Origin of the sequence: Peristeroidobacter agariperforans (genome assembly GCF_004138335.1) — a bacterium.
GTDB lineage: Bacteria > Pseudomonadota > Gammaproteobacteria > Steroidobacterales > Steroidobacteraceae > Steroidobacter > Steroidobacter agariperforans.
The window spans coordinates 560,561-575,477 of the sequence record NZ_RYFW01000003.1 but is presented as its reverse complement, the minus strand read 5'-3'; the positions used below and the strand labels follow the sequence as shown (position 1 = coordinate 575,477).

Below are 14,917 nucleotides of genomic sequence, written 5' to 3'. Positions count from 1 at the left end.
CACCTTCCTTCCGAAAAACGCCTGATGTCCGCTTCCCAGGCCGGAAGAAGGTCGATACCGATTACGATTGCATCGAATGGGTGGGAGCAGGCTCCCTTGCCGCGGACCGGTGGCGCCCCAAGCGCACTAGGGCCATCCTAACTCGGTGAGCTGCCGGTCTTCAACAGCGCGAAGACTCAGCGCTTCTTGAGACCCACCACGAAAAGCACCAGTCCGGCGCCCAACGCGACGCCTCCTATCCAGTCCGGAACTCGATGCTCCTGTTGCACCTTGGCCTCGAACCCACCCACCTTGAAAAAGCTTTCTTCGCGCGTGTAGCTCACGCCGACGAGGAGCAGAAACGCCCCCACCGCCGCAAGCACGGCTCCCGAGATCAACGCAACTCGCATTACGACTACCTACTCGATTGCCCAAGCGCCCTTGGAATTCCGGCAAGCCACACCGGATGAGGTGTTCTGGCGCACACCGGGCGGTCACAGATATGAAACGCATCTCACCACGCCCGATTGTAGCCGACTGGCAGCGTTCCAGCGTTACGCCGAGACTCAATGGCCGCCTTGGTGTAGCCCTGCTTCTGGAACATCGGCGCCTTCAGTATCGAAGCATCGCCGGCGATCACCACATCCACGGTGGATCGGCGCAGCGCGATCTTTTCTCGAGATAGGTTGTGCCATGCTCAGGTCTTGGCCCCAGCTCCATGAGCTTCGGATCGTTATAGAGCGACCAGATCACGTGCCCAGTGAACTCAGGGGTCTCGGCGCCGCGTTCGAGTGAGCGAACTTCACTGGGTCCGACGCGATGACTTGACGCAGCCGAGGCAGGCCCGAACACATAGTGCACAGCTCCCGAGGCGGAGGTGAAGACAACGAGCCCACCTCGCTGTTGAACCGCTCAGCGACGTGATGCTCCCGATTCCATCAAGTGCTGCCTGCACGCCGATGTTCTTGGTAACACGTACGAGACAATAAGATCTCGCAGCTCTATTTGTCCTGATCGCAGCCGACAACGGGTCGAGATCACCTGCAATAGCAGGCCGGAAATTACACGTCTGCGAAACAGATTGGTTCAAGACCTGAATCGATTGATCCACATTTGGAATTGGCCTGCCGGAAAACGGCCTCTCTACACTCCAGCTCGACCCGAACTATCCAGAACATCCTATCGACACCGGCTCAATCGATGGAGGCTCGATCCCAAGGGGTGACACCGGTGTCAGAATCACGCACAATGCGTGAGCTTCTACGATTACAGGCTTCGATCGCGCGCGAAACATATATCGCGCCTTGACAACGATTCTGTTCGACAGGGGGAAGCAAGATGGCACAAGGTAACAACAAAGGGCCTCGCCGTGCGTTTTCGCGCATTCTGATGACGGGCTTGTGCGCTTCGGCGCTGCAGTCCGGTGCCGGCTACGCGCAAGAGAGTGGGAACGTTTCGCAGACCGAGCTCGAGGAAGTCGTCGTCACCGGCTTCCGTCAAAGTCTGGAGCAAGCGCTGAGCTTGAAGCGTGACGCTCCAAACGTACGCGACAGCATCGTCGCCGAAGACATCGGCAAGATGCCTGACCTGAATCTGGCCGAATCCATCCAGCGCATCCCGGGCGTTGCCATCTCTCGAGACGGCGGCGAAGGCCGGAATATCACGCTACGCGGCCTGGGCCCGGAGTTCACACTCGTGACCCTCAACGGCATGGAAGTTCCGTCGGCCACCGCCGGTCTCGACTCCTCCGGCGGCGTGAACCGCGGTCGCAGCTTCGATTTCAACGTGTTTTCTTCGGAGTTGTTCAATCGCATCGACGTCAACAAGTCGTCGACGGCATCGATCGAGGAAGGCGGCCTGGCCGGCACGGTGCAACTCTATACCGCGCGCCCGCTCGAGCAGCCCGGCTTCAACGCAACCCTGAGCGGACAGGCCTACTACAACGACGTCAACGAGGACATCAATCCGCGCGCCGGCGTGACGATCTCCAACACGTTCGCAGATAACAAATTCGGTGTGCTGGTCAATGCAACTTACACCGAGCGCAACCCGTTTCAGGACGGCTTCGGCACCGTGCGTTGGGAACGTCCCACGGGCAGCGGCTTCGCCAATGTCGGCGGAGCGATCGTCCACGGCACGCCGACTTCGGTGGACCGCGACGGCAATGTCGTCGATGTCGGCGCCCCCGGCATCAATCTGAATGATGTTTGGTTCCCGCGTTTGCCGCGGCAGGATTCGTTCCGGCACGCATGGGAGCGGCTGGGCACGGCGGTCAGCCTCGAGTTCCAGCCGACTGAAACATTCAATGCCGGGCTCACCTGGCTGCGCTCGGAGCTCGATCAGGACGTGGCCGCGCAGAACTCGTTCGCCCAATTTCGCACGAATGCCGGGCACGGCTACCCCGCGATCACGCCGGTCGAAGTCTGGCTGGATGGATCAGGACGCTACGCGGTCGCCGGCACGTTCAACAACGTGCGCCTGCGCACTGAAAGCCGCCTGACGGAGGACGTGAGCGAGTTCAACCAGTACGTCGGCGACTTCCGCTGGGATCTGAGCGATTCGCTGCGCTTGAGCGGCATGGTCGGCGTGGCGGAGAACGAGCTGACCAATCAGTTCTTCCGCCTGAACGTCGAGGCGCGAGCGGGTTCGACGTTCACGTACGACTTCAGGGACGACCCTGACGTCGCCACGATCCGCTATGGCTTCGACGTATCGGATCCGGCGAACTTCGCCTTGCAGACCAACAACGAGCTCATCCAAAGGAACATCGTCAATCGCGAAAACACCACCGCGCGGCTCGACCTGGAATGGCACGATGACAGCACCAGCGTAAAATTCGGCCTGGTGACGAACGAGCGCGAGCTGGATACCGCGAATTACCAGCTCGACTATACGGAGCCCGCGACCTTCGACGGCTTCGCTACCGTCTTCAATTACATCGATCTCGGCAACCACGGCGCCAACACGGATCTCAACTTCGTGGCGCTCGATTTCGACGCTGCGCTCGACGTCTACAACCCGACCGGCGGCACCTTGCGGCGGGGACCGGGTATCGCAACCTGGACGGTGACGGAACAGACCTTCGGCGGCTATGTCGAGGCCAATGCCGAAGCCGAGCTGCTCGGACGACCGCTGCACTTGAACGCCGGCGTGCGGGTGGTGCGCACCGAAACCGAGTCGAATGGCTTCGGTACTGGGGAAATTCCGATCGGTGTCGACAACTCGTACACGGACTATCTGCCGTCCGCAAACGTGGCTTGGGAACTGACGAACGATTTCGTGGTTCGTTTCGGCGCAAGCCGCACCCTCACCCGCCCCAGCCAGGCCGACCTCGCGCCGTCACGCGGCTATTCGGACGTGAACCTTTCGGTGAGCGGCGGCAATCCGCTGCTGATGCCGCAACGGTCGAACAATATCGACCTGGGATTCGAGTGGTATTTCGCCGCCGAATCGGCCGTGTCGCTGGCGTTCTTCCGCAAGGACATCGATTCCCTGATCGAAACCTCGCAGGAGGAAGGCGTCTTGTCGGCTGCCGATAGAGAGGCCGTCGCGCGCGTCTATCCGACGCAGCCGGCGCTGCTCGCCCCGGGCGTCATATGGACATTCAATCAACCGCTCAATCTGGATGGAACCGATGTGGAGGGCTTCGAAATCGCCTATCAGCAGCCCTTCACGTTCCTGCCGGGCTTCTTGAGCAATCTGGGGTTCCTGGCCAACTACACCTATGTCAGCTCGGAAACGATCTTCGAGTTCGAAGACCAGGCGCTCACCGCGCCATTGAACGGCCTGTCGGAGGACTCATACAACGCCACGCTGTATTACGAAACCGATCGTTGGGGCGCTCGTCTCTCGGTCAACGACCGCAGCGACTACACCACCGCCGTGCCGGGCGGCAACGGCAATCTGACCGAAGCAACGTCGGGCCTGCCGCACTATGACTTCTCGTCCTTCTACAATCTCACCGACACCATCGTGCTGACGCTCGAGGTGATCAACTTGACGGACGAGGCCGAACGCCTGTTCACCACCGGCGACGGCGACCTCAACCTGGTACGCGAGTACAACAAGACGGGCCGCGAGTTCTTCCTCGGCGCCCGCGTGAGCTTCTGAGCGTGAGTTCGAGCGCCGGCGGCCATCGCCGGCGCTCGCTTCGGGCGGAGCGCATCATCCACCTTTGATGCCTCCGGCTCGGGCGCGCGCCGGGCTCCTGATCTTCTGCCGCCTAAACCCTTAGCGCGGTATTGGCCGTCATTCTCCGCGCACCTGCTTGCGCTGCCTGGCGAACTGGTAATCCACTGCAATGCCCAGGCCGAGTTCCGTTGCCTTGTGACGAACAGACACAGGATCCCGGCGCAATTGCGTCGCCAGCTGCATCACACACTCATCCGCGTGCTGCCAACTCGTTGCCGTCCGACCCTGCAGGAAGGATTTCAGCTGCACGATCTCGGGCTCCTGCCATTCCCCCTGTGACCGGGCGGCCGCCTCGCGACGCAGTTCAGCTGCTTCTTCATCGCGAATGGCCTGAGTCAGTACTTCGATCAAAGTAGCTTTGTGCTCCGACGGCATCTCGCTCGTGATCACGAATCGAAGCGCGGCGTGCAAGACCGCCGGTCGATGTGGATGTTTCATATCCCCGCCTGCATGAGCACCCCTAAGGCACCGTAACGTGCCGACAGTGTGCGCGCTTCGATCGCCATTAGATAGGTATTAAGCATCACCGGTGCAGGTAGCCGTAATTCTTCTCTCGACGCCTGCCAGCCCGCTCTGACGGCAGGGCAACGACACCGGGCTGGCAGCTCTCAAGCCAGCAGCTCCGGGACCGTGCGGTTTGTCTCCAGGCCTTCCGAACGGACCCGCATGAAACCCTGCGGCAAGCGCCTGTCGAATGAAGACATCGCGAATCTGGCAAGTTACGTTCGCGCGAACTTCGGGAACCAGGCCGGCGCGGTCACGCCGGCACAGGTGAATCGCCAGCGCTGAAGCTTCAAGCCGGTAGTTGGGCCAGCACCATCCAGGCTCCCGAGGCAATACATACAACGCCGGCGATGCGCGCGACCCACTTGCCCCACGGTACAACCTTCTCCAGCAAGACGAGCAGCGCCAGGATCGCGATCCAGAGCACGTTCATTACGCCAACTACGAACAACAGCGCCATGAGCACCCAGCAGCAGCCGACACAATACATTCCGTGAAGAAAGCCCAGGTGCAGGCAGCCACGCACGTCGCTGCGAAATCCTCCGTGGCTCATCAAGAATCCCAGGGGCGTCTGGCACTGAGCAAGACAGGCGTTCTTGAGCGGCGTCCATTGGTAAACGCCAGCCGCAATCAGGACAGCCGCGCCCAGCAACATGTTGGCGCTTGCCATCTGGGCATCAAGCAGCGCTTGCCGCTCCAACAACCATTGAACAAGAGTTGCCGCGAGAGAAAATCCCGCCCAGGCCAGCAAATAACCCGCGGCGAACCAACCGGTCGCGGCGAATGGCTGGCTTGTATCTTTTCTTTGCCGAACCACGCGCGCGTACATGAGTATCATCGGAGCGGCAGACGGCGCCATCATGCCGATCATCATCGCCGCCCACATCACGAACACAAAGGCGAACTCGACAGCGCTCCATGGCGCGGCAGCTGGCGCCATCAATCCCATGCCGGCGGGCACCATGCGCAGCTCGCTCATGTCCATGCCATCCATGTCCATGTCGGCGGCAAGCCAGAGTAGATAAGCCCATGCGAGCGCAGCGATCAAGCCGAGGGCGCTCGCAATGATGAGGCGATCCCGCCGCAGCACTGCGTCCAGTGCGACCGGCATCAGGAAGCGTTCGACCAGCGGATCGACGCGTACAGACCGTTCTTCCCGGAATTATCCCAGCGCATGCCACGATCGCTGAATATGTTGCCCGCAGCTCCCACAGCCATCGCCATCTTGTCGGCGCTGACCGGATGGCCGAGGTTCGCCCACATTTCCCCGCTCGGATGCATGGTCGGCAAGGGATCGACGGACATGTGCAGGATGCCCGGAATTTCGGCCGAGCGTGTCTTGCCATCGATGCGGAAAGCGATGGGGACTTTGCTCACGCCCAGGTTCTTGCTGATCAGCGGTGTGAACGCCGCCATGGGACCGCCGGCGGCGCCGGTGAAGATCGCAGTCAGCGCCTCGGTCTGCTCATCATCGGCGCGCTCATCAATGTAGGTGGCCGCCGACCAATCGCCCTCTGCCATGACTCCAGGCGCCTGGAGAATCACGAAAACATTGAGCCCATCGAGCACGACGCTGCCATAGCGGCCGCTTTCGATGTGAAACACCAGCGGCACATTGCAAAAGCCCTCGGTCGGTCGCGAGGTCAACGGCGCGGCGGCCGACACCAGGCACGGACACACGACGCTGCAACTGCAATTCTCGAAATAGTCACCGGAAAGGTGCCATGAGACTGGGTCCGCCATCGCTCTCTCCCGCTTGCTTTCGGATGAGCTCTGATCGACGAAATGTTACGCCTCGCCGGGCTGGCGACAAAGTCCGACTATCGTTCGAGCCGGCTGTGCAGCAACTGATCCTCGATCAACCGGGTCGCACCTCGGCTCCAGGAGTAGTCGGCGCCCATCCGAAGCCCGCTGTCCGCAGCGGCGACGATAGCGCCCGTCCGGGTATCACGGACCTGGAACTTCACTACGTATTCCGTGCGGCTGATTCGACTCACAACCCCCACCAAGGACTGCTCGGCCCCGAGCTTCGAAGCGATCTCGGCGTCGCAACCGTTGCAGTCGCGCAGTGCGTGAGATCTAACAGCAGGCGCTGCTACGCTCTCGACATCGATCACCCTGTAGCGTCCAGACTGCGCGACGAGCTGACGAACGCTCTCCGTGACATTCGTCAAATGCGCGGCGTCGGACGACGTTGTTTCGGCGGACGACCCGCCAGCGCTGAAATCCTCGAGCTCGAAATCGAATACGGCCAGCTTGATCGGCGCCGTCGCGGCAGCGGCCTCAAACGTCACGAGCAGGCCAGCGCACAGCATCGCCCTGATTGCGGATCGTAAATTCGCGGCGGTTCCGAGTTGCACCTGAATCATACGGCCTCCACTTGCCTGACTTCGCCGTCATCTCCTGCGGACTTCAGCGGCCCGGCGCCGGGCACGCATCATTATTTTCATGATTTTTCCGCAGCGGATGTGCCCGACTCCGCCTCTTGTTGCCTGGCTCGCAACGACCCTGGCGCGAAGCGCGGTTTACTTCACGCCTGTGATTAAATACGATAAATAGGACCAGGCTACCCGAGCGGCTGTCGGGCCATTTCGAGGGGATCGTTTTGAACGCGACGCGCCGTATTGTCCGCATCCTATTGCGCCCCGTGGCCACCGCCGCTGTGCTGTTGGCCATGCTTGCGCCGCCGAACGCTGGCGCTGAAGCGTCCGCCGCAAAGGCGCAGCCCGCGCGTCCCAATGTAGTGGTCATTCTGCTCGATGACGTGGGTTTTTCGGATATCGGCAGCTTCGGCAGCGAAGTCGCCACGCCGAATCTGGATGCGCTCGCGAAAGATGGGCTGCGCTTTACGCAGTTTTACAACAGCGCGCGCTGCAGCCCGTCGCGCGCGTCGCTGCTGACCGGCGCCTATCCTCATCAGGCGGGTGTGGGGCATCTCGAGTCGATTGCCATCGAGGGCTCGAAGGGGCTGCACGGCAAGCTCTCCGATCGCGTCGTCACGCTCGCAGAAGTCCTGAAATCGGCCGGTTACTACACAGCCATGGCAGGCAAGTGGCATATCGGCATGACCCGCGGCGTCGCCCCGTGGCAGCGCGGCTTCGATCATTCGCTCGCTTCGGCCATCGGCGAGCTTTACTACCCCGATCAGCCTCAGCCCGGCGCTCAGCACGTGTATATCGACGGCCGCGAGGTTCGCGCGAATTCACCTGAAGTCGGCAGCGGCTATTGGTACTCCTCCGACATGTTCGTCGATTGGCACGCTCGGTTCATCGACGACGCCAAGCGCGAGCGCAAACCTTTCTTTCTCTATCTGCCCTTCGTCGCTTCGCATTTCCCGTTGATGGCGCCGCCCGATGAAGTGGCGAAATTCAAGGGCAAATACATGCGCGGCTGGGATGCTCTGCGGCGCGAGCGCTTGGAACGACAGCAACGTTTGGGCATCCTCCCGCCCGACGCCGAACTGCCGGAGCGGCTGAATAACACGTATGACTGGGACAAGCTTTCGGCCGAGGACAAGGATCGCTTCGACACCATCATGGCGGTCTACGCCGCAACGATCAGCCGGATGGATCGCGCGGTCGGCACGCTCGTCGCGCGACTGAAACAATCCAACGAGCTCGACAACACACTCATCCTTTTTCTTGCCGACAACGGCGGCAATGGCGAGAGCGGACCCGACGGTCGCCTGCGCGGCGACGATCCCGGCGGCCCTCGCTCGATCGTCTGGGCCGGTATGAACTGGGCAACGCTGCAGAACACGCCGTTCCAGTATTTCAAGCACTACACCGAGGAAGGCGGCATCGCCACTCCCTTCATCGCGCATTGGCCCAAGGGCATCGCTGCCGAGCTGCGCGGCAGCTTGGTAACGGACCCGAGCCATCTGATCGACGTGATGCCCACGCTCGTCGAGTTGAGCGGCGCCACCTATCCGAAAACGTTCAACGGTCACGCAATCGTTCCGATGCAGGGCCGCAGCCTGACGCCAGCATTTCGCGGCGAATCGCTCACCCGCGCCGAGCCGATCTTCTGGGAGCACGAAGGCAATCGCGCAGTGCGCGATGGCAGGTGGAAGCTCGTCGCCCGCTTCGAGCAGCCGTGGGAATTGTTCGATATGTCCGTCGATCGGGTCGAGCTTCACAATCTTGCAGCCACCCAACCCGAGCGCGTTCGGCAGATGGCCGCGCAATGGGACGCGTGGGCCGAGCGGAGCTACGTGGATCGATGGGTTCACGCTTACGACCCCTATTTGAAAGGCAAACCGCGGCAGAACTGGGGCGGAGGCGAAACGCCGGAACGCCCCTTGGCAATAAAGCGCTAATCGCGCGTCGAGGAAACACAGACGATGAGAATGATGACGAAGCTTGCGGCGGGGATCCTGATCGGCATTGCCGGTTTGTCCGGTCCCATGACCGCACAGACTGCAGCTCCTACGAGCGCGCCCGGCGCCAGCTACGTTGGCCCGATCGTTACGAAATGGGGCAAGGCTGTTACTCCCGAGAATGCCTGGCAAAGCTATCCGCGTCCGCAGCTCGAACGTCCGGACTGGCTCAATCTCAATGGCTCGTGGGACTACGCGATTACCAAGGCTGCCGCGGCTCAGCCGAAGCAAATGGACGGCAAGATTCTCGTCCCGTTCGCAGTGGAATCGAAACTCTCCGGTGTGGCGCGCAAGGTGCTGCCGAACGAGCGTCTTTGGTATCGACGCAGCTTCACCGTGCCGCCGAAATGGAAAGGCAAGCGCACGATCCTGCACTTCGGCGCAGTCGACTACGAGTCGCAGGTCTTTATCAACGGCGCTCCCGTCGGCGCGCATCGTGGCGGATCCGATCCGTTCAGCTATGACATCACGGAGTATCTGAAGTCAGGCGCCAACGAACTCGTCGTGCACGTGTCGGACCCGACGTCGACCGGCGATCAGCCGCGTGGCAAGCAGACGCTCGATCCCCAAGGCATCTGGTACACCGCTGTTACCGGCATCTGGCAGACGGTGTGGCTCGAGGCCGTCCCCGATCTCTATATCAAAGACGTGCGAGCCACGCCTGATATCGATCGCGGTGTGGTCTCGGTGGAAGTGGCGCTCAACGCGGCGACCAGCAACACCGACGCAGTTCGGCTCACCGCTTCGGCAAACGGCAAGGTTGTCGCCTCTACTCTCATGCGCGGCAATCGCAGCACGACGCTCGCCATTCCGGAGGCGCGTCTGTGGTCGCCGAGCGATCCATTTCTCTACGATCTCACCGCAGAGCTGGTGAAGATCGCGGATATCGGTGTATCCAGCGGACGCGACGCTCGCATTCCGCCTCTCACGACAGTAGAGCAGAACGCCTACGCGGCCGCGAAGGTGCAGTCCGATGGCGGCGACAAAGTCACAACCTACTTTGGAATGCGCAAGATTTCAGTCGGACCCAATGCGCAGGGCCGACCTGTGCTGTTGCTCAATAACAAGCCGCTGTTCCAGAACGGCACGCTCGATCAGGGCTGGTGGCCGGACGGTCTGCTGACTCCTCCCTCGGAGGAAGCGGCGCGCAGCGACATGGTCTTCCTGCAGAAGGCCGGCTTCAACATGCTACGCAAGCACATCAAGGTCGAACCCGCCCGTTATTACTACGATGCCGATCGGCTCGGCATGCTGATCTGGCAGGACATGCCCTCGGGCTCGATGGCCGATCAGTCCGTGCGACGGCAGAGCGATCGGGAGGCGACGTTCTCCTCCACTGCGATGGCCGAGCATCAAAGCGAGCTGGCGCGAATGATCGGCGCGTTGCGTGCGTTTCCGTCCATCGTGATGTGGGTGACCAACAATGAAGGCTGGGGTCAGTACGGCGCGCGCACGATGGCGACGCTGGCCAAGAACATGGATCCGAGCCGCCTGGTCAACGCGGCGAGCGGCTGGATGGATGTTGGCGACGCCAGCTCCGAGATCTTCGATATCCATACCTACGAGGAAGTGCCAACCACTCCCGTCGCACACGGCCCTCGCGCGCTGGTGGTCGGCGAATATGGCGGTGTCGGACTGGCCGTGCGCGGCCATCTCTGGTTCCCGGATCGCGACTTGAAGATCTATCAGGTGGCGCAAACCCCGGAGGACTACCTCGCCCGCTACAAGCGCAAGTTCGAGGAAATCATTCGTCAGGCGAAAGAGGCCGGTGTCAGCGCGGCTGTTTACACCCAGACCACCGACGTCGAGAGCGAGCTCAACGGACTGCTGACCTACGACCGCGAAGTCGAAAAGTTTCCGGCGGCGACCTTTGCTGAGATCGCCCGGCCGCTATTCGATACACCCTAAGCGGGATAGGCGCGTTTCGTCGCGGTCGCGGCGAAACGCGCCCCTGGGCATCGCGCGTCTTGTGATCTTCGAACTCACGCGCGCTGTCCGGTCACTGCCGCGTTCCACACTGACTATCGACTGCCTCGTCATTTACTCACGTTCACGATCGGCGGTACGGATCAGCTACCTGCCTTCGAAATGCCGCCGCTCAATCCTTGCGGGCGTTGCCGCAGCAAACAGCTGCTCAACTGGCGGTGGACGGGCAATAGCTAGAACGAGGTTGCAAAAAACAGTGCCGGGCCGCTCTGTTGTATCTGCGCTTTGCCACGCCAATCGTCGCTCGTGGACGAAACCTGGAAATTGATGTCGCGGAAGCCCAGACCGACGCTGAAATGCCGCCAGGGCTGGTAGATCACGTCCACGCCGCTGCTGAACACCTTGCCGTCGATGTCGCCGGTGTCGAGCGAGAGCCGATCCACGCGCATGCTCAACAGCCAGCGATCGGTCAGCGCCATGCGCGCATAAAGTGTCAGGAACGGCAGCGGCGCCGTCTGGCTGGCAAAGTCAGATCCGAAATTTTGCGTCGACAGGCCCGCTTCCAGCTTGGCGACGTGCGCGCCGAGGCCCACGCCGACTTCTTTATCCTTGGTGCGGAAGAACGAGTAGCCGATGCTGACCCTGAAGTCCTCGATGTTGAACGTGCCCTTGGCGACGCCGTCTATCGGAACGTTCAGATCGCCCCAGTCGATGACGCGCTGAACCTGTTTCTCATTGTCGCGGTCCAGCTTGAAATATTCCACTTCGAGCTGCCAGCGCCTGGTGAAGTGCCAACGTGCGTCGAACAGGCCGATGATGCTGCTCTCGTCCAGGCCCATATCGTCCTCGAAATCGATGAGCGCACCGGCGCCTATCGCACCGCTGTTGAGGTTCGCCGTGACGTTCGACTCGGCCCAAAGCGCACCAGCGCCCAGGTACCAGGCATCGGACAGCATGGGATGATCGGGGATACTTTCGCTGCCTTCTTCCGCAGCGGCGGAGCGCGCGAGCGATAGGAGGCTGACTGCCATCACCATCGCCACAGCTCTGGTGAGATTCTGAGCTCGCATGTCCATCTCTGTACGGTGCCCTCCAACAGGCTAGAGATGCTGCGTATGCCCGCGAATCTGTAGAGCGGGCACCTGCGAGCGGACTCATCCGTGTTGCTGCGGCAACGTCGCGGCGTAGGTCGAAGCAAGCGCGGCAAATCGTATCCGCAGTGTCCCCTTATCGGCGCGCGCTGACAGAAGCGGCAATCGCCTCGGCGAACGCTGTCGCTTGCTGTTTCAAACGGAGCGCGCCGCTCGTGGCGTCGGCACTCGCAGGGTCGCCAAGATAACCGAGCGGAGTCACGCGCTTTGCGTCTTCATAACCTTTGCGCCACGTCTCGACGTCTTTTGAAGTCAGATCCGTCGCCTCGAGCGATGCGATGAGCTCCTTGCGCACGACATCGGGAGCGGCACTCAGGAGCATCGAGGTTTCGGCTTCGCCGGCGTGCAAATCGGGATGCGCTGGCGGCTTGTCTGCAGAAACATCGGCGATGAGAAAGCCGGCATCGCTCGACTCGAGCCCGACCCGAGCAGCCAGCGGCTTCGGTACGACGTAGTGAACTCTGATGTCCGTGCCATTGTTCGATGCGCGCACTGCCTCGATGATGGCGCGGCTGTGTGCGGCGTCGTAGTGACCGGTGATGCAGTAGACCTGCTTGAAGCCCGCGGTCGTGAGGCTGCGAAACACATCTTTCATCAGCTCCGTCATCACTTCCGGGCGAATGTCGATCGATCCTGGAAACGCGCCGGTCACGCGATTCACACCCCAGTAGTACGGCGGCACGATCACGCTGGCGATGTTTCTGTCTGCGAGACTCTTCTGGATCTGCAGCAGCTGCACCGACGGGATGTACACATCCGTGGCCAGCGGCAAATGAGGACCGTGCTCTTCGATCGCGCCGATGGCCCACAGCGCGACCGCTCCGCCCTCGATGGCTTTGTCGAGCTCAACGTAAGTCATGTCCGCCATCGTTCCGGCAAACACTGAAGGCGTCGAGCCAGCAAAAGCAACATTCGCCACCGCAAGTTGAATCGCGGCGACGGTGCACGTCATGCCAACGATACTTTTCGCCATTGTTCGGACCATCGTGCGTGCCTCGACAGGTGATATCGCGAACATACTATAGATCGCGCCTGCGAACAGCCGCCGTTCGACGCCACGCACTGGGACTCATACCGAAGGCTTGCCGGAAGGCCATGTTGAAGTGAGAAATATCGTTGAAGCCCACCTGCAAGGCGAGCTGAGTGATCGGCTCTCGCGTTTCGATCAGCCGATCCGCAGCGGCGCGCAGTCGTATGCCTATCAGGTGCTGGCGCGGAGTCTCGCCGGTGAGGGACTGGAACACTCGAATGAAATGATAGCGGCTGAGGTTTGCCGCCTCCGCCATTTGCTCCAGAGTAACGGCTTCGGCATAACGGTGCTGCAACTCCCGCACGACCGCGCTTACGCGTCGTCGCGCACTGTGGTCGATTTTCGACTGGTAGCGAACAGCAGGCGTTGTATATGCCGCGGTCAGAAGCCGTATCACCGCTTCCGTTTGGTCCGCCGGGCTCGCGGCGATTCGACGAATCAACCCGTAGATAGAAAGCGTTGTACGGCTCGGAGGCAGCACCTCGGCGGGAAAGCGTTCGTTGTCCAGACCGCAGTCAGCGGCCACTTCGGCAACGAGCGTGGGATCGACGGCGATGACGGAACGGTGAACTCTCCTGGAGCCGTGCACCCAGACCCTGAAGTCCTCGGTTCCCGTTCCGAAAATGACCGCACCTCGTCCGGCTGTGACTCGACCGCTGCGCGCGGCGTAATCAAACTCACCGTCGACGACGGCGCCAATACTCGGGAAGGCATAACGCCTGTCGACAGCCCGATCGGCGCGCGCGCGGAAGAATGCCTCCCCCGCCCCGTAGACTGGAGAACGCAGCGAAAGCGCAGGGCTGTCGACTTCGACGCAGAACATAGGAAGCAATTCTCGCGACGCGCAGAGGTTGTGAGAGCGATGAGCCAAGACGAGACTTACAGCAATATTCCCCAAGTCTGCGGCAGCAGCAACTGCAATGCTCAACGTCCCCTTGCCTGAACGGAGCAATCGTGCGCGCCGAACCTACTCACCAGATCGTCGACGCCTCCTGGTTGGGCGCGAAGATGTTGGGCTTCTCGACCATTTGCTTCGGGATCGCGTGCTTTCTACAGGGGGACTTCACGATCTTCTGGCAACCTTTTCCGGAAAGTCTGCCATTTCGTCAACCGCTCGCCTTCCTCTCTGCGGCTCTGCTGGTACTGTCCGGTGCAGGGTTGTTCTTCGCCCGCACGCGACGGATCGCTGCGATCACGCAGGTTTGTTTGTTCCTCGCCTACGCTGCCTCCTGGCTGTCGGTCTTTCGGTCCGTGCAGCCCTGGCTCGGAATTGCCGAACATCTCGCAACCGTTACCGGCGCCGCCACGGTCTGGGCGCGGCTGTCGCCCCAAGCAGCTCGCGGCTGGCATTTCAGTCCTGCCGTTGCGCGGATTGCTTACGGCTGCTGCTCAATCGTATTCGGACTCGCGCACGTAGTCGCTCTCGACGGAACCATGAGCATGGTCCCAGCGTGGTTGCCAGGAGGTGCGATGTTCTGGGCGCTCTTCACTGGCGCAGGCCACTTCGCGGTGGGCATTGGCCTGATCGTCAATCGGCTCGCCGTGCTTGCCACGCGCTGGGCGAGCGTCATGTATCTCTGTTTCGCCGCCTTCGCCTGGCTGCCGGGCGCCGTGACTCATCCGGATCAGTGGCTGCGCTGGGCCGGTACGGCAATCACGTTGGTGATGCTCTCAGCCGTGTGGCTGGTGGGCGATTATTTGCGCGAGCCTCGCGGGCAAGAAACATCGAGTGGTCTACTATCGCCCGCCCGGTTGTGA

General features: G+C 61.5%; 14 protein-coding genes and 1 pseudogene. 5 read left to right on the top strand and 10 right to left on the bottom strand.

The window, feature by feature from the left end:
* Positions 1-176 precede the first annotated feature (176 nt).
* The 3 genes and pseudogenes from EK373_RS24595 to EK373_RS34405 form a co-directional block, all read right to left on the bottom strand.
* The gene (locus EK373_RS24595) at positions 177-389 is read right to left on the bottom strand and encodes a hypothetical protein (protein ID WP_129646915.1); all 213 of its coding nucleotides are present in this window, start codon (positions 387-389) and stop codon (positions 177-179) included.
* A 104-nt stretch (positions 390-493) separates the two neighbouring features.
* Positions 494-628, bottom strand: coding sequence for a hypothetical protein (locus EK373_RS34070; RefSeq protein ID WP_269813720.1), 135 nt, complete (start codon positions 626-628; stop codon positions 494-496).
* 62 nt (positions 629-690) lie between these two features.
* Positions 691-882, bottom strand: a pseudogene (locus EK373_RS34405) (SDR family NAD(P)-dependent oxidoreductase); the annotation flags it as partial.
* 435 nt (positions 883-1,317) lie between these two features.
* Here EK373_RS34405 and EK373_RS24585 point away from each other — a divergent pair.
* The gene (locus EK373_RS24585) at positions 1,318-4,089 is read left to right on the top strand and encodes a TonB-dependent receptor (protein ID WP_129646913.1); all 2,772 of its coding nucleotides are present in this window, start codon (positions 1,318-1,320) and stop codon (positions 4,087-4,089) included.
* Between the two features lie 138 nt (positions 4,090-4,227).
* Here the strand turns inward: EK373_RS24585 and EK373_RS24580 are convergent, their stop codons facing one another.
* On the bottom strand, positions 4,228-4,608 hold the full coding sequence (locus EK373_RS24580) for a hypothetical protein (RefSeq protein ID WP_129646911.1): 381 nt from the start codon (positions 4,606-4,608) through the stop codon (positions 4,228-4,230).
* Positions 4,609-4,836: 228 nt separating this feature from the next.
* Between EK373_RS24580 and EK373_RS34065 the strand changes: the two genes are divergently transcribed.
* On the top strand, positions 4,837-4,959 hold the full coding sequence (locus tag EK373_RS34065; protein ID WP_269813719.1) for a hypothetical protein: 123 nt from the start codon (positions 4,837-4,839) through the stop codon (positions 4,957-4,959).
* Positions 4,960-4,963: 4 nt separating this feature from the next.
* On the opposite strand, the gene EK373_RS24575 is transcribed toward EK373_RS34065, so the two are convergent.
* The 3 genes from EK373_RS24575 to EK373_RS24565 form a co-directional block, all read right to left on the bottom strand.
* Positions 4,964-5,785, bottom strand: a complete 822-nt coding sequence (locus EK373_RS24575) for a DUF2182 domain-containing protein (RefSeq protein ID WP_129646909.1) — start codon at positions 5,783-5,785, stop codon at positions 4,964-4,966.
* The gene (locus tag EK373_RS24570) at positions 5,785-6,417 is read right to left on the bottom strand and encodes a DUF1326 domain-containing protein (RefSeq protein WP_129646907.1); all 633 of its coding nucleotides are present in this window, start codon (positions 6,415-6,417) and stop codon (positions 5,785-5,787) included. The genes EK373_RS24575 and EK373_RS24570 overlap by 1 nt, the downstream gene beginning before the upstream one ends.
* Before the next feature lie 77 nt (positions 6,418-6,494).
* Entirely contained in the window at positions 6,495-7,043 is a 549-nt protein-coding gene (locus EK373_RS24565; protein WP_129646905.1) for a DUF3280 domain-containing protein, read from the bottom strand.
* 278 nt (positions 7,044-7,321) lie between these two features.
* On the opposite strand from EK373_RS24565, the gene EK373_RS24560 reads away from it, so the two are divergent.
* Together EK373_RS24560 and EK373_RS24555 are read left to right on the top strand one after the other, a co-directional pair.
* Positions 7,322-8,992 (top strand): arylsulfatase, encoded by a 1,671-nt coding sequence (locus EK373_RS24560; RefSeq protein ID WP_129646903.1) that lies wholly within the window; start codon positions 7,322-7,324, stop codon positions 8,990-8,992.
* 24 nt (positions 8,993-9,016) lie between these two features.
* Positions 9,017-10,960, top strand: a complete 1,944-nt coding sequence (locus tag EK373_RS24555) for a glycoside hydrolase family 2 protein (RefSeq protein WP_198683616.1) — start codon at positions 9,017-9,019, stop codon at positions 10,958-10,960.
* Between the two features lie 251 nt (positions 10,961-11,211).
* Here EK373_RS24555 and EK373_RS24550 read toward each other — a convergent pair whose 3' ends face one another.
* The 3 genes from EK373_RS24550 to EK373_RS24540 all read right to left on the bottom strand — a co-directional run bounded on the left by EK373_RS24550 (position 11,212) and on the right by EK373_RS24540 (position 13,982).
* Entirely contained in the window at positions 11,212-12,048 is an 837-nt protein-coding gene (locus EK373_RS24550) for a hypothetical protein (RefSeq protein ID WP_129646901.1), read from the bottom strand.
* A gap of 157 nt (positions 12,049-12,205) precedes the next feature.
* Positions 12,206-13,102, bottom strand: a complete 897-nt coding sequence (locus EK373_RS24545; RefSeq protein ID WP_157994523.1) for a creatininase family protein — start codon at positions 13,100-13,102, stop codon at positions 12,206-12,208.
* Positions 13,103-13,148: 46 nt separating this feature from the next.
* Positions 13,149-13,982 carry an AraC family transcriptional regulator gene (locus EK373_RS24540; RefSeq protein ID WP_129646897.1) on the bottom strand — a complete coding sequence of 278 codons (834 nt, stop codon included), beginning with the start codon at positions 13,980-13,982 and terminating at the stop codon, positions 13,149-13,151.
* Between the two features lie 131 nt (positions 13,983-14,113).
* Between EK373_RS24540 and EK373_RS24535 the strand changes: the two genes are divergently transcribed.
* Positions 14,114-14,917: a DoxX family membrane protein gene (locus EK373_RS24535; protein ID WP_129646895.1), complete on the top strand. Its 804-nt coding sequence runs from the start codon at positions 14,114-14,116 to the stop codon at positions 14,915-14,917.